This is a genomic window from Qipengyuania benthica, assembly GCF_030717865.1.
Lineage (GTDB): Bacteria > Pseudomonadota > Alphaproteobacteria > Sphingomonadales > Sphingomonadaceae > Qipengyuania > Qipengyuania benthica.
Genome location: NZ_JAVAIL010000001.1, coordinates 444,663 through 470,315, shown reverse-complemented (window position 1 = coordinate 470,315; position 25,653 = coordinate 444,663). Strand labels below are relative to the sequence as shown.

24 protein-coding genes, 1 tRNA gene and 1 pseudogene are annotated in these 25,653 nt (G+C 63.9%); 16 read left to right on the top strand and 10 right to left on the bottom strand.

Annotated elements, in window-relative coordinates:
* The first annotated feature begins 8 nt into the window (after nucleotides 1-8).
* From Q9K01_RS02345 to Q9K01_RS02335, 3 genes are all read left to right on the top strand, one after another.
* On the top strand, nucleotides 9-491 hold the full coding sequence (locus Q9K01_RS02345) for a hypothetical protein (protein ID WP_305928599.1): 483 nt from the start codon (nucleotides 9-11) through the stop codon (nucleotides 489-491).
* Nucleotides 472-1,443 (top strand): bifunctional diaminohydroxyphosphoribosylaminopyrimidine deaminase/5-amino-6-(5-phosphoribosylamino)uracil reductase RibD, encoded by a 972-nt coding sequence (ribD, locus tag Q9K01_RS02340; RefSeq protein WP_305928598.1) that lies wholly within the window; start codon nucleotides 472-474, stop codon nucleotides 1,441-1,443. The genes Q9K01_RS02345 and ribD overlap by 20 nt, the downstream gene beginning before the upstream one ends.
* Before the next feature lie 131 nt (nucleotides 1,444-1,574).
* Complete coding sequence (locus Q9K01_RS02335; protein WP_305928597.1) at nucleotides 1,575-2,192, top strand: riboflavin synthase; 618 nt, start codon at nucleotides 1,575-1,577, stop codon at nucleotides 2,190-2,192.
* A 37-nt stretch (nucleotides 2,193-2,229) separates the two neighbouring features.
* Here the strand turns inward: Q9K01_RS02335 and Q9K01_RS02330 are convergent, their stop codons facing one another.
* Complete coding sequence (locus Q9K01_RS02330) at nucleotides 2,230-3,411, bottom strand: amino acid aminotransferase (RefSeq protein WP_305928596.1); 1,182 nt, start codon at nucleotides 3,409-3,411, stop codon at nucleotides 2,230-2,232.
* 112 nt (nucleotides 3,412-3,523) lie between these two features.
* Complete coding sequence (locus Q9K01_RS02325; RefSeq protein ID WP_305928595.1) at nucleotides 3,524-4,357, bottom strand: DUF1134 domain-containing protein; 834 nt, start codon at nucleotides 4,355-4,357, stop codon at nucleotides 3,524-3,526.
* A gap of 216 nt (nucleotides 4,358-4,573) precedes the next feature.
* Between Q9K01_RS02325 and Q9K01_RS02320 the strand changes: the two genes are divergently transcribed.
* A tRNA-Ser gene (locus tag Q9K01_RS02320) sits at nucleotides 4,574-4,664 on the top strand.
* A 915-nt stretch (nucleotides 4,665-5,579) separates the two neighbouring features.
* Here Q9K01_RS02320 and Q9K01_RS02315 read toward each other — a convergent pair.
* Nucleotides 5,580-6,335 carry an alpha/beta fold hydrolase gene (locus tag Q9K01_RS02315; RefSeq protein WP_305929160.1) on the bottom strand — a complete coding sequence of 252 codons (756 nt, stop codon included), beginning with the start codon at nucleotides 6,333-6,335 and terminating at the stop codon, nucleotides 5,580-5,582.
* A 642-nt stretch (nucleotides 6,336-6,977) separates the two neighbouring features.
* On the opposite strand from Q9K01_RS02315, the gene Q9K01_RS02310 reads away from it, so the two are divergent.
* The 8 genes from Q9K01_RS02310 (at nucleotide 6,978) to Q9K01_RS02275 (ending at nucleotide 15,360) form a co-directional block, all read left to right on the top strand.
* The gene (locus Q9K01_RS02310; RefSeq protein ID WP_305928594.1) at nucleotides 6,978-7,352 is read left to right on the top strand and encodes a hypothetical protein; all 375 of its coding nucleotides are present in this window, start codon (nucleotides 6,978-6,980) and stop codon (nucleotides 7,350-7,352) included.
* 358 nt (nucleotides 7,353-7,710) lie between these two features.
* A complete protein-coding gene (locus Q9K01_RS02305) occupies nucleotides 7,711-8,700 on the top strand; it encodes an MBL fold metallo-hydrolase (RefSeq protein WP_305928593.1) in 990 nt (329 codons plus the stop codon).
* A 392-nt stretch (nucleotides 8,701-9,092) separates the two neighbouring features.
* Nucleotides 9,093-9,737 carry a cytochrome c oxidase assembly protein gene (locus tag Q9K01_RS02300; RefSeq protein WP_305929159.1) on the top strand — a complete coding sequence of 215 codons (645 nt, stop codon included), beginning with the start codon at nucleotides 9,093-9,095 and terminating at the stop codon, nucleotides 9,735-9,737.
* On the top strand, nucleotides 9,734-10,411 hold the full coding sequence (locus tag Q9K01_RS02295; RefSeq protein WP_305928592.1) for a cytochrome b: 678 nt from the start codon (nucleotides 9,734-9,736) through the stop codon (nucleotides 10,409-10,411). Before Q9K01_RS02300 ends, Q9K01_RS02295 begins: the two co-directional genes overlap by 4 nt.
* 277 nt (nucleotides 10,412-10,688) lie before the next feature.
* Nucleotides 10,689-11,486 carry a c-type cytochrome gene (locus Q9K01_RS02290; RefSeq protein WP_305928591.1) on the top strand — a complete coding sequence of 266 codons (798 nt, stop codon included), beginning with the start codon at nucleotides 10,689-10,691 and terminating at the stop codon, nucleotides 11,484-11,486.
* Nucleotides 11,479-12,501, top strand: coding sequence for a cytochrome c oxidase subunit II (locus Q9K01_RS02285; protein ID WP_305928590.1), 1,023 nt, complete (start codon nucleotides 11,479-11,481; stop codon nucleotides 12,499-12,501). Before Q9K01_RS02290 ends, Q9K01_RS02285 begins: the two co-directional genes overlap by 8 nt.
* 23 nt (nucleotides 12,502-12,524) lie before the next feature.
* Nucleotides 12,525-15,077 carry a cbb3-type cytochrome c oxidase subunit I gene (locus Q9K01_RS02280; RefSeq protein WP_305928589.1) on the top strand — a complete coding sequence of 851 codons (2,553 nt, stop codon included), beginning with the start codon at nucleotides 12,525-12,527 and terminating at the stop codon, nucleotides 15,075-15,077.
* A gap of 4 nt (nucleotides 15,078-15,081) precedes the next feature.
* The gene (locus Q9K01_RS02275) at nucleotides 15,082-15,360 is read left to right on the top strand and encodes a hypothetical protein (protein WP_305928588.1); all 279 of its coding nucleotides are present in this window, start codon (nucleotides 15,082-15,084) and stop codon (nucleotides 15,358-15,360) included.
* A gap of 387 nt (nucleotides 15,361-15,747) precedes the next feature.
* On the opposite strand, the gene Q9K01_RS02270 is transcribed toward Q9K01_RS02275, so the two are convergent.
* The 4 genes and pseudogenes from Q9K01_RS02270 to Q9K01_RS02255 all read right to left on the bottom strand — a co-directional run bounded on the left by Q9K01_RS02270 (nucleotide 15,748) and on the right by Q9K01_RS02255 (nucleotide 19,078).
* The gene (locus tag Q9K01_RS02270; protein WP_305928587.1) at nucleotides 15,748-16,245 is read right to left on the bottom strand and encodes a hypothetical protein; all 498 of its coding nucleotides are present in this window, start codon (nucleotides 16,243-16,245) and stop codon (nucleotides 15,748-15,750) included.
* Nucleotides 16,242-17,543, bottom strand: coding sequence for a glycoside hydrolase family 15 protein (locus Q9K01_RS02265; RefSeq protein ID WP_305928586.1), 1,302 nt, complete (start codon nucleotides 17,541-17,543; stop codon nucleotides 16,242-16,244). The genes Q9K01_RS02270 and Q9K01_RS02265 overlap by 4 nt, the downstream gene beginning before the upstream one ends.
* A gap of 165 nt (nucleotides 17,544-17,708) precedes the next feature.
* A pseudogene (locus Q9K01_RS15450) lies at nucleotides 17,709-18,056 on the bottom strand (trehalase-like domain-containing protein); the annotation flags it as partial.
* Nucleotides 18,056-19,078 (bottom strand): SDR family oxidoreductase, encoded by a 1,023-nt coding sequence (locus Q9K01_RS02255; protein WP_305928584.1) that lies wholly within the window; start codon nucleotides 19,076-19,078, stop codon nucleotides 18,056-18,058. The gene Q9K01_RS02255 and the pseudogene Q9K01_RS15450, both read right to left, overlap by 1 nt.
* 202 nt (nucleotides 19,079-19,280) lie before the next feature.
* Here Q9K01_RS02255 and Q9K01_RS02250 point away from each other — a divergent pair, with 202 nt between their 5' ends.
* Together Q9K01_RS02250 and Q9K01_RS02245 are read left to right on the top strand one after the other, a co-directional pair.
* The gene (locus Q9K01_RS02250) at nucleotides 19,281-19,658 is read left to right on the top strand and encodes a sensory rhodopsin transducer (protein WP_305929158.1); all 378 of its coding nucleotides are present in this window, start codon (nucleotides 19,281-19,283) and stop codon (nucleotides 19,656-19,658) included.
* A gap of 80 nt (nucleotides 19,659-19,738) precedes the next feature.
* Nucleotides 19,739-20,299, top strand: coding sequence for a gluconokinase (locus Q9K01_RS02245; protein WP_305928583.1), 561 nt, complete (start codon nucleotides 19,739-19,741; stop codon nucleotides 20,297-20,299).
* Between the two features lie 452 nt (nucleotides 20,300-20,751).
* Here the strand turns inward: Q9K01_RS02245 and Q9K01_RS02240 are convergent, their stop codons facing one another.
* The 3 genes from Q9K01_RS02240 to Q9K01_RS02230 form a co-directional block, all read right to left on the bottom strand.
* Nucleotides 20,752-22,134, bottom strand: coding sequence for a sensor histidine kinase (locus tag Q9K01_RS02240; protein WP_305928582.1), 1,383 nt, complete (start codon nucleotides 22,132-22,134; stop codon nucleotides 20,752-20,754).
* On the bottom strand, nucleotides 22,124-22,804 hold the full coding sequence (locus Q9K01_RS02235; RefSeq protein ID WP_305928581.1) for a winged helix-turn-helix domain-containing protein: 681 nt from the start codon (nucleotides 22,802-22,804) through the stop codon (nucleotides 22,124-22,126). Before Q9K01_RS02235 ends, Q9K01_RS02240 begins: the two co-directional genes overlap by 11 nt.
* A gap of 69 nt (nucleotides 22,805-22,873) precedes the next feature.
* A complete protein-coding gene (locus Q9K01_RS02230; protein WP_305928580.1) occupies nucleotides 22,874-24,034 on the bottom strand; it encodes a trypsin-like peptidase domain-containing protein in 1,161 nt (386 codons plus the stop codon).
* A 182-nt stretch (nucleotides 24,035-24,216) separates the two neighbouring features.
* On the opposite strand from Q9K01_RS02230, the gene Q9K01_RS02225 reads away from it, so the two are divergent.
* A complete protein-coding gene (locus tag Q9K01_RS02225; protein ID WP_305928579.1) occupies nucleotides 24,217-24,786 on the top strand; it encodes a CC0125/CC1285 family lipoprotein in 570 nt (189 codons plus the stop codon).
* A 297-nt stretch (nucleotides 24,787-25,083) separates the two neighbouring features.
* Nucleotides 25,084-25,635, top strand: a complete 552-nt coding sequence (locus tag Q9K01_RS02220) for a vitamin K epoxide reductase family protein (protein WP_305928578.1) — start codon at nucleotides 25,084-25,086, stop codon at nucleotides 25,633-25,635.
* The last annotated feature ends 18 nt before the right edge of the window (nucleotides 25,636-25,653 follow it).

The window sequence follows — 25,653 nt, the reverse complement described above, 5'->3', positions numbered from 1 at the left end:
CTCTCGCCATGCGGATCAAATCGCGACTCAACCCCGTCGGTGGGTTCCAGGATTTCTGGAGCGAATTCAAACGCCCGAATCCTTATCGTTGGCCGATCCTGGCGGCATCCCTGCTGAGCACCTTCGCTCTGATGTTCTGGGTAACGCAGGAGCGGGTGATCGGTCCGCCCGTACGGCCACAGGTCTCGATCATTTCCACCTTCGCCGATGGGCGCAGCGAGGCCGAGATCATCGCCTCGAACCTGGAGAACCAGCGGTTGAAGGAGCAATGGGAAGCCCGGCGCGATGCACGCGAGGCCGAGATCCAGGATATGTATCGGACGCTCGGCCGGGCCACCGGGATCGATGTCGATGCGATGGAGCGCCAGATCGCCGAGGATCGGGCGCGTGAGGAGGCCGAGCGCCTCCGCGCACTCGATCGGGCGGGCATCCCTGCCGGGCCGCAAACCGACCTTCCGGCGGACGGCGCGATTGACACTGCAGCCGAATGACGCGCGCTGGCTGACGGCTGCTGCGCGGCTGGCGCTGCGCGGCCGCCCCGCTAGCCGCCCCAACCCTGCCGTCGGAGCGATCCTCGTCAAGGACGGTATCGTGATCGGTCGCGGCTGGACGCAACCCGGCGGCCGACCGCACGCGGAAGCGATCGCGCTCGGTCGAGCCGGTGCCGAGGCGCGCGGGGCGACCGCCTACGTCACCCTCGAGCCCTGCGCCCACCGTTCCGACCGCGGACCCGCCTGCGCCGATCTACTGGCGGATGCGGGCGTCGCACGCGTGGTAATCGGCTCCGAGGATCCCGATCCGCGAACTGCCGGCAGCGGGCTGGCGCGGCTGCGCGACGCGGGGGTGAGCGCCGAGTTGATCGAGTTGGCCGCTGCTCGCGAAAGTCTGGCAGGGTATCTGACCCGCGCCCGTCGTGGCCGCCCCCACGTCACTCTCAAGCTTGCGCTCTCGCTCGATGGAAAGATCGCGCTGCCCTCGGGCGAGAGTCGCTGGATTACCGGCGAGGCGGCACGCGCGCACGTTCATTCGCGGCGCGCGCTCGCCGATGGCATTTTGGTGGGTGGCGGAACCTGGCGCGCAGACCGGCCCCGCCTCGACGTCCGCCTGCGCGGCCTCGAAAGCCGCAGCCCGCTACCTGTAGTGCTGACTGCTCTCGCCATCGATGGGGTGCGGACGATCGCCGCACCCGAGGACATCGCCGGGTTGCAGGACATGCTCTACCTCTATGTGGAGGGCGGCGCGCAGACCGCTGCCGCCTTCCTGGCCGCCGATCTGGTGGACCGGCTCGATATCTATCGCGCCCCGATCCTTGTGGGCGAGGGAATTTCCGGAATCGCGGACATTCGGCTGGGCGATCTCGCCGAGGCGCATGGGCGCTGGAAGCTGGTCGAGCGGCGTGGGCTCGGCACCGACAGCTACGAAGCCTTTGCGCGCGTCCGCTAGCTGCGGATTCCTTGCGCTTGGCAGCGCGGACGCCGATGCGTACCAGCGCGAGGCCCCCCACTCGCCCGCTCACCGGAGCAAGAGCGACAGATCTGCAATCGAAGCGCCGGACGGCGCGAGGAGACACGACCATGTTCACCGGGATCGTCACTGCCGTCGGGACCATCGACAGCGTCGAAGATCGGGCCGACCGGCGAGTCAGGATCACCTGCCCCTTCGATCCGGAAGCAATCGACATGGGTGCCTCGATCGCCTGTTCGGGGGTCTGCCTGACGGTCGTGGAGCGCGGCGGCAACCCCGGCGACGCCTGGTTCGCCGTCGATGTGTCGGGCGAAACCGTCTCGCGCAGCGTTCCCGAGATGTGGCAGGAAGGTCGCCGGCTCAACCTCGAGCCCGCGCTGCGCTTGGGCGACGAACTGGGCGGCCATCTGGTCACCGGCCATGTCGATACCTGCGGCACCGTCCAAATGGCGCGAACCGAGGGCGGTTCGACACGGCTGGCGATCCGAGCTCCCGCCGAATATGCCGCGTTCATCGCGCCCAAGGGTTCGATCACGGTCGACGGGGTCTCGCTGACCGTGAACGATGTCGACGATCGCGCCGATGGCAGCTGCGATTTCGTGCTCAACATCATCCCGCACACCGCGGAGGTCACCACGCTGGGCTCGCTGACTCAGGGGGATTCGGTCAATCTCGAGATCGATGTGCTGGCCCGCTATCTCAAGCGGATGCAGAGCCTACAAAATTAGGTTCGGCGGGAACGCAGCCCGATTTCAGCGTCGCGGATCAGCGCTGCGTGACGTCCGCCAGCGCGGCGATGAACTTGCCGATGTTGCCTACGTGCAGCCCGGCGATGTTGATCCGGCCCGAGCCGGCCATGTAGATCGCATGCTCCTCGCGCAGCGCGGCGATCTGGCCGCGATCCAGCGGCAAGACGGCGAACAGCCCGTTCTGCTCGGTCAGCGCGGCCAGATTGAGCCCCGGCGCATCGCTGTCGGCCACAGCTAGCTGGCGGCGCACATCGCGCATCCGATCGCGCATCCCGTCGAGTTCGGTGCGCCACTCTCTGGTCAGATCGGGATCGCGCAGCGCAATCCGCACGGCCGCGGCGCCATGATCGGGCGGCATCGACCAGGTCGCCCGCGCCAGCGCATTGGCGTTGGACAGGATCGTGTCGAGCGTCCCGCCATCCTGCGCCATCACGTAGAAAGCGCCCACGCGGTCGCGATAGAGACCGAAGTTCTTGTCGCAGCTGTAGGCGATCAGCGCCTCGGGCACGGCGGCGAGCACGCTGCGAACCCCGGCGACGTCTTCGTCGAGCCCGCGACCCAGCCCCTGATACGCGATGTCGAGCAGCGGCAAAACGCCGTTGCGCTCCAGCGCTTGGGCGATGACGTCCCAATCCTCGGGCGTGTAATCGATCCCGGTCGGATTGTGACAACAGCCGTGAAGCAGCACCATATCGCCGGGGGCGGCGCCATCGATCGCGGCGATCAGCGCCGCGAGATTGGCGCTGCCGTCGGCGTTGGCATGGTCGAACGGTACCGCTTCCATTCCCAGATCCTCGAGGATCTGCACATGGTTGGGCCAGCTCGGCAGCCCCAGATGAACCCGCTCCGCCCCGGCACGCTGCGCCAGCGCCAGCGCGAGACGGACCGCACCGGTGCCTCCGGGGGTCTGCATCCCGGCAATGCGCCCGCCCATCGTCGCATCCTCGCCGAAGACGTAGGGCATCAGCGCCTGGACGAAGCCCATGTCACCCTCGGGGCCGAGATAGCTCTTGGAATCCTGCTGCTCGAGCAGCCTGGTCTCCGCGCCCTTGATGGCGGAGAATACCGGGGTCGCGCCCTCGCCGGTGCGATAAACTCCGACCCCGAGGTCGATCTTGTCCTCGCGCTCGTCGTCGGCGTACATCTTGATCAGCGCGAGCAGCGCATCGGCGGGTTGTGACTGAAGCTTTTCGAGCATGCAGCGTCCATGCCGACAGCTGCGGAACGCGGCAACAGGAAAACACTTCCCGTCGGGTCAGCGGTTCTATCGCGCTAGGCGAGCGGCGATACCCGTCTCTCGCAAGGCCCCGTCAGAAGGGAAGCCAGCGCTGTTCCTTGGAGAACTTCATGTAACCGGCGTTGATACCCAGCCGCAGCCCGGCACCCACGCGGATCGGGATCAGCACCACATCGCCCTTGCGCATGTAGGAGGCGGTCAACCCACCGACTGCATAGAGCTGACCCTCGCCCGCGGGATAGCGCTCGTACAATTCCTCGCTGTCGTAGAGATTGTAGACCAGCACGAAGGTGCTGCCGGCGTTGGCGCCCGCATCGAATCCGATCGAGGGGCCGGTCCAGTAGACCGTCCTTTCGCCCTCGACCTTGTGATAGAGCGTGCCCGACCCATAGCGAGCACCCACGATGAAGGCACCGCTCGCTTCTCGTCCCACGATATAGGCATTGGGTTCGCCCTGGTCGGCCAGAAGCCGGCGGATCAACGTGGCGACTTCCTTGGCGCCGTCGCCGAACACCCCCTGCGCGGCACCGATCAGATCGTCTTCGCGATAGGTCTGCTCGGCCTCGGCGACGACGGGCGGGATCGCACTGCCGGTCGCCTCGGGGCCTGCACTGTAATCGATAGCGGCCGAGCCGGGCGAAGCGGGCTCGCTCCAGCTTGGCGCCACATTCGTCCCGTCGCGGGGTTGGGGCTCTGGGGAATAGGGCGCTGCCGGGGCGGAAGTCTGCGGCTCGGCATAGACCGACTGGTCGCCCGGCGTCTCTTCCAGGTCGCCATCGATCGGATATTGCAGCGCCTCGTTCGGATCGACCGTCTCGAGCTGCGCTGACAGCGGACTGGCGAGCAAGGCGAAAACCGCGGCAGCGGCTGCAGTGAAGCGGCGGGCAAGGCTGGCGGGTCTGGTCATGATGCGCCCCTCCCTGCGGGCATAGATCGGCAGTTCGACAAGAATCCTCCAATCGCCGCCCCGCAATGAGTGAGCGATGAACCGAATCGAAAACGAGGCGAATCGAACCGCGCCAATCCCTGCCGGTGCTAATCGCACATCGCGGCGCCAAGCCCCTTGAAGGCAAACAAAGCTCTGGCTATAGCGCGCTCCTCGCAGCCGAGATGCGTCCGTTGCGGAGACGTGGGTGAGTGGCTGAAACCAGTTCCCTGCTAAGGAACCGTACCCCAACCGGGTACCGAGGGTTCGAATCCCTCCGTCTCCGCCACCGGCCTTTTCAGGCCGCTCCAATCCCCTCCAGAATCACGCGGAAAAGCTCTACATTTCCGCTATTTGCAACTCCTATGCCGTCCGACGCCACCCATCTCTAGCCGAACGCAAGTGGGGTTTAGATGGGAAGTGACGAACTCGTCTGCATGGGGGTAGCGCCTCCCGGCTTGGGGCCTGCCGATTCAGCTCGATGGCTCCAAGCGTTTTTCGCCGCACTGTCTTGGGTGGGAGGGAGTCTGGTCTTTCTCGAGGCAGATCAGCCACGCCATGATTTCATCCTATCATCACCTCTCAACCCGGACCGAATGGTTGGTTCTATTTCCCTGTGCCGCAGTTGATCGACCTCCAGGGTTAGACAGACTTACTTGCTACCACCTTCTTCGTTTCGGCTTTCGGCGGCAAAGTCGCTGAAGTTGCCAGGCAGGTTTCGGGCTGTCCTCGAGTAGCTGGAAGTGGCTAGTTCTGGGTGGGAGCTGACATTTGAGGTCAACACCCTGGCGGATAGGCTGAGTATCTCAAGCGGCGTTTAATCAGAACTATTTTGCTGCCTACATTGCAGTCGGCAACATAGGGTGCTTCGATTAACACCGTTTGGATTGTCCCGTCGGGTAATTCGACAGTGAGCACCGGACCGTCTCCAAACCCATCGGGACTGCTCCCAATTCGGAGGATGTGGCCTTCTACGTTAGACGATGGGCCAGCTTGGAGGGCAACGAGCACAAGCGCCAAACATCTGAAGATAATTAGCAATGCAATCTTTCCTGACCAGTCGTATCGGATGCGATGCCAGGTGCTATCCATCTGTCGAGGATGAGCCATATTCGGGACGGCTGCAACTGGGTCGTCAGCAGTCAGGCAGCTTTCATTACGAGGAGGCGGCCGCCGGCGCCTCCAAGGGGCTGTCGGTTCCGGGCTAGCGAGAGTTGGTCACGCTGACCTTTCCGGTCGATTCAAGTATCAGTCGGGCCGCTTGCTCTGGGCAGTCCCAGATCGAATAATGCCCACTCTCCTCGAACCAATGGAGTGCGGCATGAGGGAAGGCTTCGCGAGCGCGGGCGGCCTGCCGCGGCGGGCACAGGCGATCCTTTCCGCCCCAGCCAATTGTGATGCGACCAACCGATGACGAAGCTGGCCCCTCTTGCGCGGGACCGTCGGCCAGATCCTTGATCAACGGAGCCACAGTTGGCGTCTTGGCAAAGGATGCAAGTTCCCTCTCGACCAACTCGGGGGACAAAGCCCACGGCCTCGCCGAGAGTTGAGCGAGCAGGGCAGTTCGGGTGACTGGCGATGCGCTGAGCATGCCAAGCTGACCCTTCAGCAGGCGCAGGAGCCTGAGCGAAGCGCCGAGCGTCCATCTAAAATAGGCTCGCTCCCACCCCTGCCAGAAACCGCCGGGATCGAGTGCCACGACATCCCGGACACAACCCCGCCTCGCCAGCTCCAACACGAGGCGCCCGCCAAGCGAAACGCCTGCGACATCAACGGGACCTAGGCCCTCGCGAAGGATGTATGTCTCCAGGCTGTCGGCAAGGCCGCGAAAGGTGCCACTATCAGGGCGGGCAGGAGATTCGCCGTGCCCCGGCAGGTCGATCATGATCGCTTGTCTTTGCGCGGAAACTATCGGAAGGATCGGCGACCAAGACCTCCAGCTTCCTCCAAGCCCATGCACAAGCAGCAGCTTCCGTCCGCTTCCTATCGTGTGCGTCTCGATCGATGAATCCACCAGGCTCTCCTTTACGACACTAACGCCGCCGGCGGCAGTCAGCTCCAATTCCTGCTCGGCATCTCGGTTACACGCTGGTCACAGTTACTGCTCGGTCGCACGTCCAGTCGCCTGTCTTTGGGCGGCTTCCTGACCAAGCCAGATCCAGAGCGGGTCTTTACCTGGTTCTTGCAGCGCTGAGGTCCACCGCCCGAGTGTTGAGCCAGCTCGTTCCAGTCCGCGTCGATCAGGCAGCGCACTCCGGAAGAGGAGCGAATATCCCGAAGAGCCGACCTTCAGCAGACGGACCACTCGCCGACGAGATGATCAAGCGGGACTAGATCAATCAGGCGGCGCTGCTCCCGCATCGTGCAACTTAGTTCTCAGCAAAAAGAGCAAAACCCGAGGAACTCGCCGGCCTAGCGCGATGCTGGCGAGCGAAGAGGCGAGCCATATCGTCGGCGCGACATTGCCGTCACAGGGCAAGGTGCGTTTTCTGCTGCAGATATCGGGAAACCCCCGTCGGTCGGACCCGTTGGGTTCGCCGAGAGGAGACATCGCGATGTCCAGCGACACAGGCAAATCTTCATTGCCCGCAACGGGGTCGCCGTGACGCAGCAGGTGTGGCTTGGCTGGAAGCTCGATGCGGAGCATCGATCCAACCTGCTCGACCGGTTTCCGCCTCGCTATTGCAACACGATTGCCGATCACGTCACCCACGGCCCCGCCGACGGATCTTCGCCCGTGCCCGATGCCGATCGGGCCGTCGTGATCGGCCATGCAGATGACGGTGCGGGCGTCGAGGCGCTGGTGGTCGAGGTAGCGGGCAGCCATCGACGCCCGGACGGCGGCACCTATCATATCACCTGGTCGCTCGAACCGGGGCGCGAGGCACATGAGAGCAATGACGCCATCGCCCGATACGGCTGGGAGGATGTGGAGGACGCGCCGAGCGTGAAGCTGGTGAAGGCACGTTGGCCGTGATCGCGGAACCGGGGCCGTTTGCTGCTGCGAATACCGCACACGGAACCAAGGTCCGCTCCAATGAACCCGGGCGACGCTCGCGCGTTGGTTATGCAGCAACCAGAGGAGTTTATAGATGCCAAAGCAACCCACCGACCCCGCCGCAAAGAAGAGCGACGATGGTTCGACCCAGGATACCTATCGGCTCCAGAAAGGAGGGGAGGCTGCCACAACCCGGTTCGGAATGGAGGACGGTGACAACACGGATGTGCCCGCCACAGGGCTCGATCCGGAGCGGCAATCTGCGTCCAAAAGGTAGGAGCGGAGCCGGACCCGCCCGACGAGGCCTGCCCGGCAGCAACTGCTGCGTTGCGCGCTTATGAGCACTTCCTTGCGGCCACGGCTGGTAAACGGCCGATATGGCGATCCCGCGCTTTTCGTGGAGTTTTCGCACCAGCGCGAGGCGGTTCTGCTCGACATGGGAGATCTGTCCGCACTCTCCGCGCGTGACCTGCTGCGTGTCGGCACGGTTGGCGTGTCGCACATGCACATGGACCATTTGATCGGTTTCGACGCCTTGCTTCGGGTGAATGTCGGCCGCGATGCCCGCATAGAATTGGCCGGACCCGAGGGTTTTGCAGACCGGCTCGGGCACAAGCTGCAGGGCTACACCTGGGACCTGGCGCAGCGATATACGACCGAACTCGTCATCGAGGCAGCTGAACTGGTTGCACCCGAATGCCTGCGACGCACGCGATTCCGGTTCTCCCAGCGCTTCGAACCCGAGCCCCTGGGCGAAGCCGAGGCCCGAGGAGGCATGATCTTCGAAACCCCTCGCTGGAAGCTGTCGGCGAGCATTCTGGAGCACCACGGTCCCTGTCTTGCGTTCGCGCTGGAGGAGCCACATCGGGTCAACGTCTGGCGCAACCGGCTCGACGAAGCGGGGCTCGAGCGGGGAAAGTGGCTCCATGGCCTGAAGGAGGCGATCCGCCGCGGCGGTGACGACCAACTGCCTATCAGATTGCCGAGCGGATCCGCAAAACCTCTATCCGAATTGCGCCATCTGGTGAGCGTCGAGCCGGGCGGGAAGATCTGCTACGCGACCGACCTTCGCGACACAGCCGCCAACCGGCAGTCACTCAGATCGCTTGGTGCCGGTGCGAGGATCCTGTTCATCGAAGCTTCCTTTCGCGCCGCCGATGCCGCGCTCGCATTCGACCGAGCGCACCTCACCACGCGGGCGGCAGGCGAGATCGCGCGCGAATGCGAAGCGAAAAGGGTAGAGCCGTTTCACTTCTCCCCCCGTTACAAGGATTGCGAGGCAGCGCTGCTGGCGGAGGTAGAGGAGGCATTCGCCGGCTCCGCCTGACGCCTGATGACCGAAGCCGTATCCTCGGCGGGCAAACTCGAGTCCTCCTCGGCAGCGACCGTCTTCACCAATGTCGATGCCGCTCTACGGCACGTCGTAACGGTATGTTCGATGCCGACGGTTCGACCGGCGGATCGCTGCGATTTTTGTTCATGTTGCTGAAGGCACCCGGTATTGCACAAGTTCCATCACAGCGCTTCGCAGCCACCGGTTGATCCCTCGGACAGGCCGATCTGGAACCCGCCGAACAGGAACGCGTAGATAGGGATGACCAAGAGCAAGCAGGGTGGGCACTCTTGATGACAGCTGGCGTGAATTCCTGGGTACCTTACTGTGGGGTTGCTCCCGTCCCGGCCGAGTGGTGGCTGCGGTTCAACTTCGATCCGGTGCTGATGCTGGTGCTGGCTGCGGCTCTTGGCTGGGCATTGCTTCGCGGCGGCCTCGATGGCGAAGGCCGCAGACGCGCCATCGCCGCTGCCGCCATCTTCGCCTTCCTCTACATCTCGCCCTTCTGCGCACTGGGTTCGTCCCTGTTCGCGGTGCGGGCGGTTCATCACGTCCTCCTGGTTGCGGCCCTCGCCCCGCTCATCGCCGGGTTCGGCCCCGTGCAGCGGGCATTTCGGCACCTGTCCCTGGCGCAGCTCACGGCGCTGCACATGCTGATCTTCTGGGCCTGGCACGCTCCGCCGCTCTATTCCGCAGCTCTCTCCAGCGACGCGCTGTTCTGGATCATGCAAGCCAGCCTGCTGCTCTCCTCCGCCGGCTGGTGGGCCCGTTTGCGGCAGGCCGATGCAGGCGCCGCCGTGATCGCGCTTCTGGCAACCATGGTCTTGATGGGGCTATTGGCCGCGCTGCTGATCTTCGCCGGTCGCGCCTTCTACCAACCGCACTGGCTGACGACCCAGGCCTGGGGGTTTTCGCCGCTCGAGGACCAGCAATTGTCCGGCATCCTAATGTGGGTGCCCGGGTCGGCCATCTATCTGCTGGTCGCGCTCGCCGTGCTCTACCGATCGTTGCGACTTGAACCCGCCCGGTGAACCTGTCCGAGTTCTTCCGTGATTGGTCGAAGAGCTATCGCGACCGCGGGAAGTACACCCCTGTGGGGGTTACCTTCCATTGGACCATGGCCGCACTCGTGATCTATCAATTGCTCTCCGGCTGGTGGATGCAGCGCTACCTTGTCGGGGCCGACAAGCTGGATGCCTATGCCCGCCACAGCGGTCTCGGCCTCACTCTGCTGCTGCTGGGCGCGCTTCGCCTGCTTTGGCGGCTGATGGTGCCCGGGCCGATCAACGATGCCGACAACGCCGGTTGGCGCAGCGGGGTGGCGCATCTGATCCACGCCATGTTCTACACGCTGTTCGTGATCATGCCGCTGAGCGGGTACATGCTATGGTCCGCGATCCAGCCTGCCCGGCCGCTGCATATCGCCGGGCTGGTGCGGATACCCCCCATGCCGTTCCAGGACTTCTCGCCAGAATGGCAGTCGTGGGTGCTGGAAAGCTCGCTCGACGTGCATGTCTTCTGCGTCGTGGTTCTCGCGCTTCTGATCCCGGCCCACGCAGGAGCGGCGATCAAGCACCACTTCTGGGATCGGGACGACGTGTTCGAAGGCATGCTGCCGGAAGTGCCGGATACCGACTGGAATCCCGCAGGCGCGAGGCGAAAGCCGCAAGGGGGGCAATCTCCTCCTCGTGCAGAAGCCGGCTGATATGAGTCATCGCGCCGTTCGGATCGCCATAGCGTTCTCCAGTCCGCCAGTGTCGCAGCTGCGCCTCCAGATAGGGCGCGGGCTGCGCAGCGAGCGGCGGATTGCCCTGCCCTCTCCCCACCCCGTCGCGACCGTGGCATTCTGCGCAGGAGATCAGGCCGCGCTGCGGATCGCCAAAGAAATAGAGCCGCACGATGCGGGGAGAACAGACCGCATCCGGCAAGGGCCCGTCGGCGACGGTGCGCGGCACCTCGGGGGGGACGGGCATTGCTGCGTAATGGAACGCAACCTTTTGGCGGGAGTGCCAGTCGAGCTGGTCGGCGATCCAGACCATTTGCGGATGCCGCCTGAGACCCGTGGCGAAATAATCGAGCTGCCGGGCGATATAGCCGGGGTTGAGCCCGGCGAGCCGCGGCACGAGCTTGCCATCGCCCTCTCCACGAAGACCGTGACAGGTGATGCAGGCACCGCGCGCGCCGGCGTCGCCTCCGGACAGCGCCACCAGTTCGCCGGTGCGCTCCCACTTCCCGACGGTCGGCTCGGCTTCGTTGCAGGCGGTCGCAGCGGCGGAAGCGAACAGGATCAAGAACGAACGGAAGAGCCGGGCCATCCCGACGGGAACCTTCCCCGCACCGTGACGGTTCCCGAGCGAGCGACCCGCCGAGTGCATCGCGAAGGGCAAAAAAGCCGCTGGTGGTGGCGCCATACGAATTCCGCCGTATGGGCCGCTGCCGCGCTGGCATTGGCCGGCTGCAAGGAGGTTCCCGGCCCCCGTTATGTTCGCAGCGGAGCCGATGCAGAGAGGGGATTGGCGCTGATCAAGGAAACAGGTTGCGCAGCATGCCACGAAATTCCGGGCATCGGCTGGCCCAGGGGCCGGTTGGGCCCATCGCTGGTCGGCTTCGACGATATCGGTCTGATCGCCGGAGCGCTTCCCAACACCCCGGCCAATCTCGCCCACTTCGTCCGTAACGCACCCGAAGCAAAGCCCGGTTCGACGATGCCCGCCATGCCGCTTACTCAGCCACAAGCCGCCGATGTCGCGGCCTATCTCTACGGCCTCGACGATGCTTGACGCGTTCTGGGGATGGCCGCCGCCGGTGCTCGATCCGGCAGGTCCCTATGCGGACAGCGTAACCGTGCTCGCTTGGGCGCTGTTCGGCATGGGCGTGATCGTCACCTGCGTCATAGTCGCCGCCTTGTGGGTGGCGGCCAAAGGACCGGACAAATGGCGTCGCAGGCTGGGCGGCGAGCGCGCCGTGTGGATCGGCGGGATCGCCTTTCCCGGCATCGTATTGACCGTTCTGCTGGTGTGGGGCCTGCTGCTCACCGCCTCGCTGACCGAGGAGATCAGCGGCGATGAAATGCGCGTGCGCGTGACCGGGCATATGTGGTGGTTCGATGTCGAGTATCTGGACGCCGATGGCGATGTGCTGCTGCGCGATGCGAACGAGCTGCATCTGCCGGTCGGCGAAAAGGTGGTGCTGGAACTGCTGAGCGACGATGTGATCCATTCCTTCTGGGTGCCCCATCTTTCGGGCAAGAAGGACATGGTCCCCGGCCGTCTCAACGAATTGCTGGTGCAGGCGGACCGGCCCGGACGGTTCGGCGGGGTTTGCGCCGAGTATTGCGGGGGGCCGCATGCACTGATGGGCTTCGTCGCGGTGGCGCATGAAGCGGGTGAATGGGAAGCGTGGTTGCAGGCGCGGCTCGAGGGCGGCGACAGCCCCGCCGCTCTGCCAGCGCGAACCGGCCCGATGCCTGCGGTGGTCCGAGATACAGACTTGCCCGCGCGAACGGATCAAGCCGCCGCCGCAATTGCTGGCCGCGCTCTGTTCATGGACAGCGGCTGCGGCGCCTGCCACCGCGTCGCCGGGACCGAGGCCAACGGGCTGGCGGGGCCAGATCTGACTCATGTGGGTGCACGCCTGACGCTGGGCGCAGGCATCCTGCCCAATCATCGCGGGACGATGATGGGCTGGATCGGCGACAGCCAGTCGATCAAGCCGGGCAATCGCATGCCGACCTACGACCGGCTTTCCGCCGACGAGCTCGAGGCTATCGCAATCTGGCTGGAGCAACAGAGGTGAGCGCAGCTGGCGGAGGCGACGCAATGGCCGGGCGCGAATCCGAAACCGGCTTCGATCACGATCTCTACAAGCTCTTCCCGGTTCACGCCCCGCGCCCCGAAGGCGAGGTGGAGGAACTCGACCGGATCTGGAAAGCGCCCACCGGCTGGGGGCTGCTGAAGGGCATCAACAACAATTACATCGGGTTTTTCCACCTCTCCACGGCCTTTCTGTTCTTCCTGCTCGCCGGGATCCTCGCGCTGGGGATGAGGGTGCAACTGGCCGCTCCGCTGGAGGATTTCCTGCCGCAGGAGACCTACAACCAGTTCTTCACCATGCACGGCACCATGATGATGTTCCTGTTCGCCGTGCCGGCGGTGGAGGCGGCGGGGATGCTGCTGCTGCCGCAGATGCTGGGAGCGCGCGAACTGCCGTTCCCCCGCATGGCCGCCTACGGGTTCTGGATGTTCCTTATCGGCGGCCTCTCGTTCTTCGCTTCGATCTTTTTCAGCCTCGCCCCCAGCGGCGGCTGGTTCATGTATCCGCCGCTGACCAGCATCGCCTTCTCGCCCGAGATCAACACGGATTTCTACCTGCTGGGGATCGGCTTCATCGAAATCAGCGCCATTGCCGGCGCGGTGGAGATCATCGTCGGCGTCCTGCGATCCCGGGCACCGGGGATGACTCTCGACCGGATGCCGATCTTCGCCTGGGCGATGCTGGTGTTCGGCGTGATGATCATCCTGGCTTTCCCCGCGATCATCGCCGCCACCTCGCTGCTGGAACTGGAGCGGGCGTTCAACTGGCCCTTCTTCGATCCCACCCGCGGCGGCGACCCGCTCCTATGGCAGCATCTGTTCTGGTTCTTCGGCCACCCGGAAGTCTACATCATCTTCATCCCCGCCGCGGGCATGATGAGCATGATGGTGGCCACCATCGCACGCACGCCGCTGGTCGGCTACCGGCTGAACGTGGTCGCGCTGGTGGCAACGGGGTTCATCAGCTTCGGCGTCTGGGCGCATCACATGTTCGCCACCGGCATGCCGCGCGTCTCGACCGGCTATTTCAGCGCCGCGAGCATGGCGGTGAGCCTGCCCGCGGGGATACAGGTGTTCTGCTGGATCGCCACGCTGGCAAGCGGGAGAATTCGCTGGTCCGCGCCGGCGCTGTTTGTGACCGGCAGCATTGTAACCTTCACCATCGGCGGGCTGACCGGGGTGATGGTGGGAATGGTGCCGTTCGACTGGCAGGCGCACGACACCTACTTCATCGTCGCCCACCTGCATTACGTGCTGATCGGCGGCATGGTGATGCCCCTGTTCGGCGCGTTCTATTACTGGGCCGGGATGACCAGCAAGAACGCGCTGTCCGACCGGCTCGGCCGGTGGGTGTTCGCGCTGTTCTTCAGCGGCGTGCACATCACCTTTATGCCGATGCACCTGACCGGCTTCCTCGGCATGCCACGCCGAGTCTACACCTATCTGCCGGGCCGCGAGCTCGACCTGGTTAACCTGATCTCGACCGTCGGTGCCTTCGTCATTGCCGCCGGGGTCGCGCTGTTCCTGTATGACCTGGCGCGCAATTTCCGCTTCACCGCAGCAGAATCGGCCGGCAACGTTTACGATGCCGGGACGCTGGAATGGCTGCCCGCCGGCCTCTACTCCAGCCGCTCGCTGCCGCTGGTGAAGAGCCGCGATCCGCTGTGGGACGATCCCGATCTGGCCAAGGATACGCAGGAAGGGCGCTACTTCCTGCCCAACAGCGCCACCGGGCTGCGGGAGACGATCATCACCAGCCCGATCAATGCCGAGCCGCAATATCTGCAGATCATCCCCGGACCCTCGCCATTTCCCACGGCGGCGGCGTTCTTCACAGCCGCGTTCTTCCTGTCGCTTACGGTGCAGGCCTATGCCTTCGCGATGTTCTGCGGTGTGATCGCGGTGGGCTGCATGTTGCGCTGGATGTGGGACAGCGATCCGCCCCTCGAACAGAAGACCGCCGATATCGGCGCCGGGATCACGGTGCCGGTCGCCATTACCGGCCCCTCGAGCCATGGCTGGTGGGGGCTCAATGTCCTGATGGTGGTCATGGGCATGATCGGCGCCATGATGCTGTTTTCCTATCTCTACCTGTTCGGCCTGCGTCCGGACATCTGGATCGCCGCGCCGCCGCTGGAACAGACGCTGGGTATCCTTGGGCTGTTCGGAGCGACGACGGCCCTCGCCTGGCTCTCACGCCGCATGCTGTCCTGGCGCAAGCCCGGGATTCCCGCTGGACAGTTGCCATGGATCACCGCGGCGCTCGCTGCGACCTGTTTGGCCCTTGGCGTCTGGTGGGACTGGTCCGGCTGGAGCGAAGCAGGGCTCGATCCCGTGGCCAGCGGGCAAGGCGCCACGGTGTTCGCGGCGGTGGGTTATCAGGGCTGCCTGACCGCAATCAGCGCGCTTCTGGCCGGTTATCTCGGCTTTCGCAGCGGTCGCGGGCTGATAACCCCGCCGGCCAGCGTCACGCTCGACACAGTCAGCCGCTTCATCGGCTACGTCGGCGTGCAGGGCGCGGTCCTGGCGCTCGTCATCCGGCTGCTCCCGGGAGGGTAAGGCCATGCAGGACTTTCGCAATCGGCACGACTTCCGCACGCTTGTCCTGGCCTTCATCGTCTGGGCGGCGCATTTCACCCTGCTGTGGGTCGCCAGCGTCACCTTCCCCGGCGAACCCGCCGCCCGCTGGCTGGCGCTCGCTTTCACCACCTTCGCGCTGGGTGCACTTTCTTGGCTTTTCCTGCGCGCCGGCAAACCTAAGCTCGCCAGCGTTGCGGGACTCGGACTTGCCATCGCTACTGTCGGTACGATCTACGATTCCATTCCACCGCTGATCGGGTGATCTGGCTCGCCACAACTGCGGCCGGGATCGCGACCAGGCCATTCGAGGTTTCGGCCATGGGCAAGCCGCGGCGTCGGCCCCTTGTTCACGAGCAATCAGAGGCGACCCGAAGGTATCCTCCTGGCTGTGGCAACGAGAGCTCACGTGGATAGGCGTCGAGACGAGAAAGGCGAGAGACCTGTCAGATGGTCTGCGCTGACTTCGTTGTATCGGACTCCCTATGGCTCCTGGATCTCCTCGCACGCGAGATTCCACCCGGAATGGGGCTCCAGGATTACGGTGCTTGCCCTATGGCGGCTGGAACCGCTTAATTGTCTGAAGAGCTGGATCATGGAGCAATCGCAGCGGCTCCCTGATGCTCCTCGTTCTGTCCTTCGAAGACCAGCTCTATCCGTAGCCGAGCGCGAGAATCAGCCCGTAAGCGGTTTGCGCCAGGACAGTTATGAGCGGAGTGTTGCGGCCATAGTTGAGGCCGAAGGCGCCTGGCGGTTCGATCCTTCTGGTCCGGTCTGGCCCATCGAATTCGGTCGCCAGGCGCGGATGGATGTAAGGGAGCATTGGCAGGAACACCGCTATCAGGAACAGGCCGTGGGCGGCGCCCAGCAGCACGCCTACCCACCAATCCGATCTGTCGAGGGTTGCGAACAGCAGAGCGTAAACGAAGGCGAACAGCCACCCTCCCAAGAGATAGAGCGCATAGCCCCATACAATCGCCTTTCGGCGGCTGGAAACCACGAAGGTGCCGAACAAAAAGGGCAGGCTCAGGCGGGACAGGCCGATAAGCTGAGCAGTTTGCAGCACAGATGCCATGATAGCCGTTGCCACGAGTCCCCAGACGGCAGGCGATATCCAGTTGCTGATGATCTCGTGCAGCGCTGGGTTCATGCCTCCCCCTCTCCTGCGGCATAGGCCGCGTCGACAAAAGCCGCGTGAGAGAGACCCTGCGGGAAGTTGCCGAGCATCGTGTGTGAGGCGGGATCATACTCTTCTGCCATGAGCCAAAGGTCGTTGGCCGCTTCGAGTAGCGCGGCAATGCGTCCGCGTGCTGCCGCCTTCTCGCCGCGCAGCGCAAGATATTCGCACGCCCAAAAGCCGCAGGCGAGGAATGAACCTTCGGGTTCCTCCATTCCATCCACCCCGCGCGCATAGCGCCAGACGAATGGTCCTTGCGCCAGTTCGTCTTCGATACGATCGAAGGTGCTGCACATGCGCGGATCGTCCGCGGCTATGAGACCGATGCGGGGCAGCAGCAAGACGCTGGCGTCCAGATGCTCGTGACCGAATGCTCCGGTAAAGGCGCCGCGCTGTGCGTTCCATCCATGCTCGAGAACGGCGTCCTTGATACGGCGCCTTTCCTCCTCGAATCGTAGACGGTCGTGGAGCAGCGGAACGGTGCGATCAATCTCCAGCAGGCCGTCGAGCGCGGCCCAACACATTGCTTTCGAATAGACGTGATGCATGCGGCGCCCGCGGATCTCCCATATCCCATTGTCGGGCCGGTCCCACATCTCGCATACAGTGCGCCCGAACCCTCGCAGGCGGCTTGCTTCGGAAGCGTCGAATTCGCCTCCATTTGCCACGAATTCGCGCGCTGCCAGCACGACGGAACCGTAGCTGTCGAGTTGCAGCTGATCCTTGGCATTGTTTCCGGTCCGCACCGGAGCGGAGCGCCGGTATCCTTCCAGGCCGGAAACGACCTTCTCCTTCAGATCGCTGCGCCCGTGAATATCGTAGAGCGGGCGGAGACCGGGCTGGTCGCGTTGTGTCGCATGCATCAACCAATGGAGATAATGCTTTGCTTCGAAATCAAATCCCGCTTGCATGAAGGCGGCAAGAACCAAATGGGCATCGCGCATCCAGCAATAGCGATAATCCCAATTGCGCGATCCCCCGATCCATTCTGGGAGCGACGTCGTCCCGGCAGCCGCCACAGCTCCGGTCTCTCCGCTGGTGAGCAATCGAAGCACGATCAGGCTGCGCTCGACCGCCTCGCGGAACGGTCCGCGATAAGTGATCCGTTCGGTCCAGCGCCTCCACCAGTCGATCGTCGTCTCCAGTTTTTCTAGATTTTCAGCCCCGAGCGGGGGGATAACGCCCGCGTCGCGCCGACAGAAGGAGAGCGACGCCTGACGCGTCGCACCCGCTTCGAGCCGCTCGTTCGCGGTTAGCCCCCCGTCTGTCACTTCAGCATTCGCAATATCTGTCTGGAGGAGCACGACATCGGCTCCATACTGGCAGGCCCAACCCATTTTCCCGCGCGTCTGCAGCTTTGGTCGCTTCCGGGCGGGCGGGCGCGGCTGACAGTCGAGCCGTACGACTGGGCGTCCCTCTGTCGCTTCGACCAGTCGGACAAGCTGGCGTTCCGGTTCGATGCGCCCGGCGAGGCCTTTGACAGGGCTATGGATAAAATCAGTCACCGTGAAACTGCCATCTTGCGCATCGAAGCGGGTTCGCAAGACCGGGGTGCCCGCTTCGAAGCTGCGCCGGGTCACGGCTTTTCCGCCGGCATGAATCCGAAAATGGCCGCCCGCGAGATGATCCAACAGTCCTGCGAAAAGCGGCGGATCGGAGATATTGGGCAGGCAAAGCCAGTCGATGCTACCTTCGCGTGAGACGAGGGCACAGGCTTGCAGATTGCCGATAGCGGCATAGTCGCTGATCGGCGGATAGGACTGGTCGGGCCCAGGGCCCCGCATCAGCCGCGCCGCCTTCCGAGAACAAGCCGGGAGGCGCCGATGAGCGCAAGGCCGAGCGCCGCCGCCCCCAGCGCCGAGGCCCCGCGATGCATCGTCAACCACAGCTGGGGACTGTACTCTCGGGCCTCAGCGTCGAACCGGCCATGCGCACCATGATCCCCTGGCACCGGTTCGTAGAGATTGTTCTTCCGGTCGGGCGATACGAGTTCGCTGTCCTGCTGGCCGGAAATTGCGGTTCGGGCGAGATAGCGGTCGAGCAGGGGAGAGGCGAGCCGGTCACCGATGATCGCCTTCAGCGTGGGGAAGCCGACTTTGAGCGACTTGCGCCGGTTGTGAGCGGCAAAATGGATCGCCTCGGCGGCAACCTCGGGCTGATAACTGGCACTGGCGGGGCGGGGCTTTTTCGGCAGGTTCGTCTTGATCCAGTCGAACTGCGGGGTGTTGACGCCGGGAAGTTGGACCATGCTTACGTGGACCTGCGATCCGGAATGGATCAGCTCCGAACGGATGGAATCGTGAAAACCCTGGATGGCGTGCTTCGCGCCGCAATAGGCGGACTGAAGCGGAATGCCGCGGTAGGCGAGAGCGCTACCGACCAAGACGATGGAACCTCGGTTGCGCGGCAGCATCCGTTTGAGTGCCGCGCGCGTTCCATAGACCTGGCCCAAATAAGTGACCTGCGTCACCCGGTCGAAATCTGCCAGCGACATATCCATGAAGCGCGACAGCACACCTGCAAATGCAGCGTTGATCCAGATATCGATCGTGCCGAGCTCGTTTTCGATCCGCTCGGCAGTTTCCTCGAGCTCTGCGGCATTGGCGACATCGCACTGGCAGATCAGCGCCTTGCCACCGGCCTGCTCAATCTCGCGGCGGGCGCCTTCGAGCCCGTCCACTCCCCGGGCAATCAGCGCGATGCGAGCGCCGTCCCGCGCAAAGCGACGGACCACGGCACGGCCCACTCCAGCCGAGGCTCCGGTGACGACGACGACGGGCGGTTCAGGGACGAGGCGGTTGCGCATGTCCTTAAAAAGCACCTGATTATGCGCAAGTTCCCCGATGCGGCTGTGCGGGCTTAATGGCCGATAAGCGATCAAACCTGCTGATGTGCGCTCGCCATCACGCGGCCTCCTCATTCCCGCTTTTCTCGCTCCCCGTTTCCCGGAACGAACACGAGCTTGCAGAGACGGGGAACCAAGACCGCATTAACGCGCTCGCAAATTGATGGAACCGATCGGAAAGAAGCGCTGGGCAATCGCGGAAGGCTATATTCCCTCCGACAGCTTGGATCAGGACGATCCGGCGCTGGTCAGCCATGAGACGGCCTGCATTCTCAACGCCGGTGACGGCGAGGCACATCTCACTATCACGATCTTCTTCAAGGATCGCGAACCCGTCGGGCCGTATAGGGTCTCAATAGCACCCCAACGCACGCTCCACCTGCGTTTCAACGATCTGGAAGAACCGGAACCAGTGCCACGCGACACGGACTATGCCAGCATCATCGAATCCGACTTACCCATCGTCGTGCAGCATACACGGCTCGATTCTAGGCGAAGCGAGATTGCGCTTCTTTCCACTATGGCATTTGGAGAGAGCTGAACGAGAGAATAGACAGATGGGTCCCGATCCATCCGGGCGTCAATACCAGGGCGATATCAGGCCGAAATGAAAGAGAGGCCATGACCACGAAGCTTTCGGTGATCTCAAGCGGCGACGGGCCACAAATCCTCCATGGGCCGACCGGGCTTTCCGCGATCGTAGTGATGGGGCCGAGTGGTTGCGGAAAATCAACGCTCGCCAAGTCTCTTGCCAAAACCCTTGATTGGAATTTTATCGAAGGGGATGACCATCACCCTCCCGCGAACATCGTAAAGATGAAGGCAGGGAAACCTCTCACCGACGCAGATCGCTTACCTTTTTTGAGAAGCGTAGGACGCCAATTGGCCCGAAATTCTCCCACAGTGGCGAGCTGTTCTGCTCTCAGCAGTTCGCATCGGGACGTTTTGCGAAGCTTCGTCGATGACATCCTCTTTGTATGGCCAAAGACCGACCAAGGAGAACTCATGCGGAGAATGGAAGAAAGAGAGGGGCATTTCATGCCTCCAGACCTTCTACAGAACCAGCTATCTTCCCTCGATGCCCCCTCTTCCAATGAGAGCTCTCTGACGCTCGACGGCCACTTGCCAACTCAGGCGCAAGTCGAAGTAGTGCTTGGCTACCTATCAGCACTGAGCAGATGATCGTCGCAACGATTGCCGCGGAGCAACACCGCGTCTTTCCAAAGGACCGCACAGAGCCCGTGGGGACGGCAGCGCGTACCTGATTATGGATAAACGACCTCTGTGATAGACGGCCGCTCTCGGGATGGAACCGCAATCTTCTTGATAGCCGAAATTGCGGCGCGAAGCAGAACTTCCGGATCTGGGACGCTTGTTACCACTCCGCATTTCACTCGCGACGCTGGTCGGTACGGGGCTGCGGATCGCCTGCTTCGAAGATCCGGATGTTGTCTTCATCCGCGACCAGGAAGACGGCCTGCGACGGCGACGATATTACTCATCCAAGTCTTCTCTACCGCCGATCTGGCGATGGCGGAGTGTAATTGTTTTTCGGCGAGTTTTCGGTTCGATGCCTGCAGGCCAGTGATCAGCCTCGGGATGGCGCTCGACGGGTCAACTCGCCTCGGTCGCACCTAGCTGCGACGGGTCTGCGAAAAGCGGATCACGACCCGCAGCCCCGGCTTGTTCTCCTGCAACTCGAGTTCGGCGCGATGCGCGCGAACCGCCGCCGCCACGATGCTCAACCCTATGCCGCTGCCGGGTTGCGAGCGGCTGGGATCGAGCCTGGCGAAGCGATACAGGACCTTCTCTCGCTGCGCTTCGGGCACACCGGGCCCTTCATCCGCGACGCTCAGAACGACGTTCTGTTCGGTGGCTTCCACCGCCACCAGGATGCGCCCACCCTGAGGCGAATACTTGATCGCGTTGTCGAGAAGGTTCGTAACCATGCGGGCAAGCAGCGAGCGCGAGCCGGACAGTTGCGCCGGTGCGGTATGCATCTGCAGACGCAGTCCGCGCTCCTCCGCCAGCGGCTCGTAGAGCTCAACCGCTTCGGCGACGATCGCATCGAGCCGCAGAGGCGCAAAGCCAGCCTCCGCAATCGCCTCGGCACGCGCAAGTTCGAGGATATCCTCGATGAGCCGCAGGATGGCGTCGAGATCCTCGCGGCTTTCCGCCATCACCGCATGCAACTGCTCGGCGTCGGCCTGCTGCATCTCCGCCAGTTCGAGCCGTGCCCTGATGCGCGTGATCGGCGTGCGCAGATCGTGCGCCAGCCCTTCGGTCGCGGCGCGGAGCGAGCCGATCAGCCGCTCGATCTCTTCGAAGGTCGTGTTCAGGGTGCGTGCGAGCCGGTCATATTCGTCGCGCCGGGCGGACACGGGCAGGCGCTCGTCCAGCTTGCCGCGCAGGAACCGGTTGCCGGCATCGGATGCCGCCTGCACGAAGAAGAGGCCGCGGCGGCTGTACCAGAAGCCGAGCGCCAGACCGAGAATGCCGGTCGCGAGGAGCGACCAGACCAGCGCGGAAAGATAGCGATCGCGCAGCACCATTCGCTCGTCGGACAGATTCCCGACCAGCAGGCGATAGCCGTCCGGCAGGATGATCGCACGCGCCTCCACATTTCGCTCGCGCAAGGGGGCGCGGCTGCTGGCGACCCGCGTTTCGAACCGATGATAGCCTGGCCGGTTCACTTCTCGCGGCCATTCGACGAGATTTCCGGCCAGCGGTCTGCCGCCCGGTGTCGCCAGCAGATAGAAGAATTCGTTGAGCCGCGGTGCGCCGCCTTCCTGCCGGACGGCCCGGGCGACCCCCTGCAGCCCCGCCGCTCGGTAGCGCGAAAGGAGGCTGGCGGCCTCGTCGTCGACGAGGGCATGATTGCGTTGCTCGAGCAGGCGCATGGTCTGCGTGAACTGGACCGTCAGCGCGAACCCCGTCGTGGCGAGTGCGATCAGCGTGATCCAGATCGCGCCGCGCAGGGCCGCACTGTGGAACAGGGCGGTGCGATCAGAGGGCATCGAGGCGATAGCCCGCGCCGCGGACGGTGCTGATCATTCCCGTCTCGCCCTCGGCGTCGATCTTCGCGCGCAAGCGCGAGATATGCACGTCGATGACATTGGTGCCCGGATTGAAGTTGTAGTCCCAGATCGCCTCGATGAGCATGGTCCGGGTCACCACCTGGCCCGCATGCCGCATCAGGTATTCGAGCAGCTGGAACTCCTTGTTTCCGAGTTCGATCTCCCGCCCCGAGCGGCGGGCGGTCCGGGACAGCAGATCAAGCGTAAGGTCGCCGACCTGCAAGCGGGACCCATCCGTGCTGGCGGCGGCGTCCGTCCGCCGGGTGATGGCCTCCAGTCGCGCGATCAGCTCCTGAAACGAGAACGGCTTGGTCAGATAGTCGTCGCCGCCGGCCTTGAGACCGGCGACCCTGTCATCCACCTGACCCAGCGCCGAGAGCAGCAGGACGGGTGTGCGAACATCTTGCGCTCGCATCGCGGTGAGCACCGCGAGCCCGTCCAGCCCCGGAAGATTGCGATCGAGGATCGCCGCATCGTGCTCGTCGTCGAGGGCGGCGGAGAGGCCATCGAGACCATTCGCGAGATGGTTGCAAGTATGGCCGAGCTCGCGCAGACCGCGCGCGATATACTCGGCGGTCTTCGCATCGTCCTCGATCAGCAGGAGTTTCAAGAGAAGGTGGCTCCGAAAAGGGCGTCTTATGATGCCGACGCCCTTTCGGTCCGGCAGTTCCCGCTCGGGTCAGGACCACGCGACCCGATCGCTGCCGATGACCAGTTCCAGCGCGAGCAGTCTGCCGTCGCGATAGACTTCCACCGGCACACTGGTTCCCGCTTTTGCCTCGCCCACCGAACGGGCGAGATCGCGGCCATCCTCGAGCTTCTCGCCCGCGAAGCGCAGGATGACGTCGCCGGGCTTCAGACCGGAGCGCGCCGCAGGGCCACGCGCTTCGACCTCGGCGATCAGTGCGCCGACCTCGCTGGACAGCCCGAGCCGACGGGCAATGTCCTCGTCGAGATCGGTCATGGAGACCCCGATGCGGCCGCGCGAGACGCTGCCGTTCTGGACGATTTCTGTGGCGATCTCGCGGGCGAGGTGTGCCGGAATGGCAAAGCCGATGCCGACATTGCCGCCCGAAGGCGTGAAGATGGCGGTGTTGACGCCGATCACACGACCGCTCGCATCGAACAGCGGCCCACCCGAATTGCCCGAGTTGATGGCTGCGTCGACCTGCAGGAAATCGTCGTAGGCGCCCCCGATCTCGCGACCGCGCGCCGATACGATGCCGGAGGTCACCGTATTGCCGAGCCCGAACGGGCTGCCGACCGCGAAAACGCTGTCGCCGACACGCGTCCCGTCGCTGTCACCCCAGTCCACGGCCTGAAAGCCGCTGCCTTGGGTGATTTGCACGACGGCGACATCGGTCTTGTCGTCGCGGCCTAGCACCCGCCCTTCGAGTTCGCGGCCGTCGCTCAATTGCACCGTCACCACGTCGGCATTGGCGACGACATGGTTGTTGGTGACCACGAGACCGGAAGGATCGACGATGAAGCCGGAGCCGAGCGAGCCGCCCGGCCGTGCCCGGTCGCCATGGGGCGAGGGCTGCCCGAAAAAGCGGCGCAGCGCTTCGTCACGGGTCATGGGGCCGGCGGCTGTGCGCGAGCGCGCTTCGGGTTTTACCTGGATCTGCACCACGCTCGGACCCACCGCCTCGACCATGTCGGCAAGGTTCGCATGGACGCCGCTCTGCATCACCGCAGCGGGACCCGGAGCGGCGATCTCGCCGGCGATCGCGGCGTCGTCGCTGGCCAGCGCCGCACCACCGACTATGCCGCCCAATGCAGCACTCCCGAGCAGAATGGCGGCCGATGCAGGGCGAAGTGAGAATTTACGCTTTGTCATGAGTATCCTGTCGCAAGAGATTCTTGTTCGACAGCCCGTTTACCCAGCCAACATCACGCCAGCATGAGACGCGCATTAAATCCGCTTCATAAACGGGCTTGCGGATTGGCCGGGGGAACAGGGGTCTTCGTCAGGCGCTCTAACGAAACGGACGGGGTTACAAACGCTTGAGGAGAAAGCGAATGACCAGATTAGCAGTAGTCACCGTCCTGTCAGCAGCGGCCATCAGCCTGGGAGCTTGCAGCCAGTCCACCCCCTATGCGCCGCAGAGCGCATCGGCGACGGCACAGGACTTCGGCTATAGCAGCACCCGGCTGGGCGAAGGAATGTACCGGGTCTCCTTTGCCGGTAACCAGTTCACGTCTCGCGAAACAGTCGAGGATTACCTTCTCTACCGCGCCGCGGAACTCACGCGCCAGCGCGGCTATACCGGGTTCAGCCTGATGCGTGAAAACATCGATCGGAACGTGGCGACCGATGTGGATACCTACCCCACCACCGGCATCGGGGCCTATCCCACCTTCACGCCGTATTACGGCTTTTATGGTACCGGCGGGATCTACAACACCTATGATCCCTTTCTGGGAGGCCAGTTCCCCGGAACCACAGTCGATATCGACCGCGTGGAACGGTACGAAGCAAGGGCCACGATTCAGATGTATCGCGGCACGCCTCCGGCCGGACCGCAACCGAACTTCGATGCCTCGGCAGTGATGGCTCGTCTGCAAGGCACGGTAGAAATGCCCGGCTGATAGCGAGATCGGTCCGCTGCTCGCTCGCCTGCGCGCCCGTCCAGGCGTGGCGGGCGGCGGGCCGCTCTAATCTGGTTCGAAACGCCGCCTCCGTCTTCGTTGCGGCCGGCGAATAGGCATTCGACCGCTGCGCTGGATCTCAGGCATAATTGGACCGTACAGCAGGCTCCGGCGTCGGAACCACTCTCCTGTGGGCGCGGATTGGCGACGTCTGCTGCCTTTCGCATGCGTGTCTTATAGGGAACCGCCTTCTCGCAGACGGCGTGGAATTTGCGACGCGCCAACCAGGATCATCCGATGAAGTCCCTTCTGATGAATGCAACCAGCGGAAACAAAAATCCCCGCCAGCTTGAGCGAAGCATCAGGCAATCGACCGATCGGCCAATGAAGTTCCGGCGCGGAATCGTCGCCATTTCGCTCGTCGGCATCGCAGCGATGGGTGTCGTCAGCCTGCTGCAGACCGGGCTCGTACGGCACCTGCCCGATCCACCCACCAAAAAGCCCGACTTCGATTCCGACAAGGTGAATACGAGCCGCGAAGCATACAGCTACGGCATGCCGGATGCGCCGCTGACGATCGCTGCCCATGCCGTCACGCTCGCGATCGCAGCGGCGGGACCTGCGGATCGCTATCGCGACAGACCGTGGTTGCCGTTGCTCGCGGCTCTCGTAGCATTGCCACAGGCTGCCGTCGCGGGGCGGTATCTTTTCCATCAAATGCCGAAGGTCGACAAAGCCTGGTGCCCCTGGTGCGTGGTCGATGCTCTCACGCATTTCGCAACGGTCGCTTTGACCGTGCCGGAAGCTCTGAAAGCGGGTAGAAGCCTCATGCCCAAAGGTGCGATCTGACGCAGAGAGCCTGCAGCC

Bases quoted from the DNA above. Each gene is read 5' to 3' on its own strand.
- Q9K01_RS02280 (WP_305928589.1), top strand. From the start codon at position 12,525: ATGGCCGGGCGCGAATCCGAAACCGGCTTCGATCACGATCTCTACAAG.
- Q9K01_RS02245 (WP_305928583.1), top strand. From the start codon at position 19,739: ATGACCACGAAGCTTTCGGTGATCTCAAGCGGCGACGGGCCACAAATC.
- Q9K01_RS02225 (WP_305928579.1), top strand. From the start codon at position 24,217: ATGACCAGATTAGCAGTAGTCACCGTCCTGTCAGCAGCGGCCATCAGC.
- Q9K01_RS02230 (WP_305928580.1), bottom strand. From the start codon at position 24,034: ATGACAAAGCGTAAATTCTCACTTCGCCCTGCATCGGCCGCCATTCTG.
- Q9K01_RS02335 (WP_305928597.1), top strand. From the start codon at position 1,575: ATGTTCACCGGGATCGTCACTGCCGTCGGGACCATCGACAGCGTCGAA.
- Q9K01_RS02240 (WP_305928582.1), bottom strand. From the start codon at position 22,134: ATGCCCTCTGATCGCACCGCCCTGTTCCACAGTGCGGCCCTGCGCGGC.
- Q9K01_RS02330 (WP_305928596.1), bottom strand. From the start codon at position 3,411: ATGCTCGAAAAGCTTCAGTCACAACCCGCCGATGCGCTGCTCGCGCTG.
- Q9K01_RS02250 (WP_305929158.1), top strand. From the start codon at position 19,281: ATGGAACCGATCGGAAAGAAGCGCTGGGCAATCGCGGAAGGCTATATT.
- Q9K01_RS02325 (WP_305928595.1), bottom strand. From the start codon at position 4,357: ATGACCAGACCCGCCAGCCTTGCCCGCCGCTTCACTGCAGCCGCTGCC.
- Q9K01_RS02305 (WP_305928593.1), top strand. From the start codon at position 7,711: ATGAGCACTTCCTTGCGGCCACGGCTGGTAAACGGCCGATATGGCGAT.
- Q9K01_RS02275 (WP_305928588.1), top strand. From the start codon at position 15,082: ATGCAGGACTTTCGCAATCGGCACGACTTCCGCACGCTTGTCCTGGCC.
- Q9K01_RS02220 (WP_305928578.1), top strand. From the start codon at position 25,084: ATGAAGTCCCTTCTGATGAATGCAACCAGCGGAAACAAAAATCCCCGC.
- Q9K01_RS02270 (WP_305928587.1), bottom strand. From the start codon at position 16,245: ATGAACCCAGCGCTGCACGAGATCATCAGCAACTGGATATCGCCTGCC.
- Q9K01_RS02345 (WP_305928599.1), top strand. From the start codon at position 9: ATGCGGATCAAATCGCGACTCAACCCCGTCGGTGGGTTCCAGGATTTC.
- Q9K01_RS02300 (WP_305929159.1), top strand. From the start codon at position 9,093: ATGCTGGTGCTGGCTGCGGCTCTTGGCTGGGCATTGCTTCGCGGCGGC.
- Q9K01_RS02255 (WP_305928584.1), bottom strand. From the start codon at position 19,078: ATGCGCAACCGCCTCGTCCCTGAACCGCCCGTCGTCGTCGTCACCGGA.
- Q9K01_RS02285 (WP_305928590.1), top strand. From the start codon at position 11,479: ATGCTTGACGCGTTCTGGGGATGGCCGCCGCCGGTGCTCGATCCGGCA.
- Q9K01_RS02290 (WP_305928591.1), top strand. From the start codon at position 10,689: ATGGAACGCAACCTTTTGGCGGGAGTGCCAGTCGAGCTGGTCGGCGAT.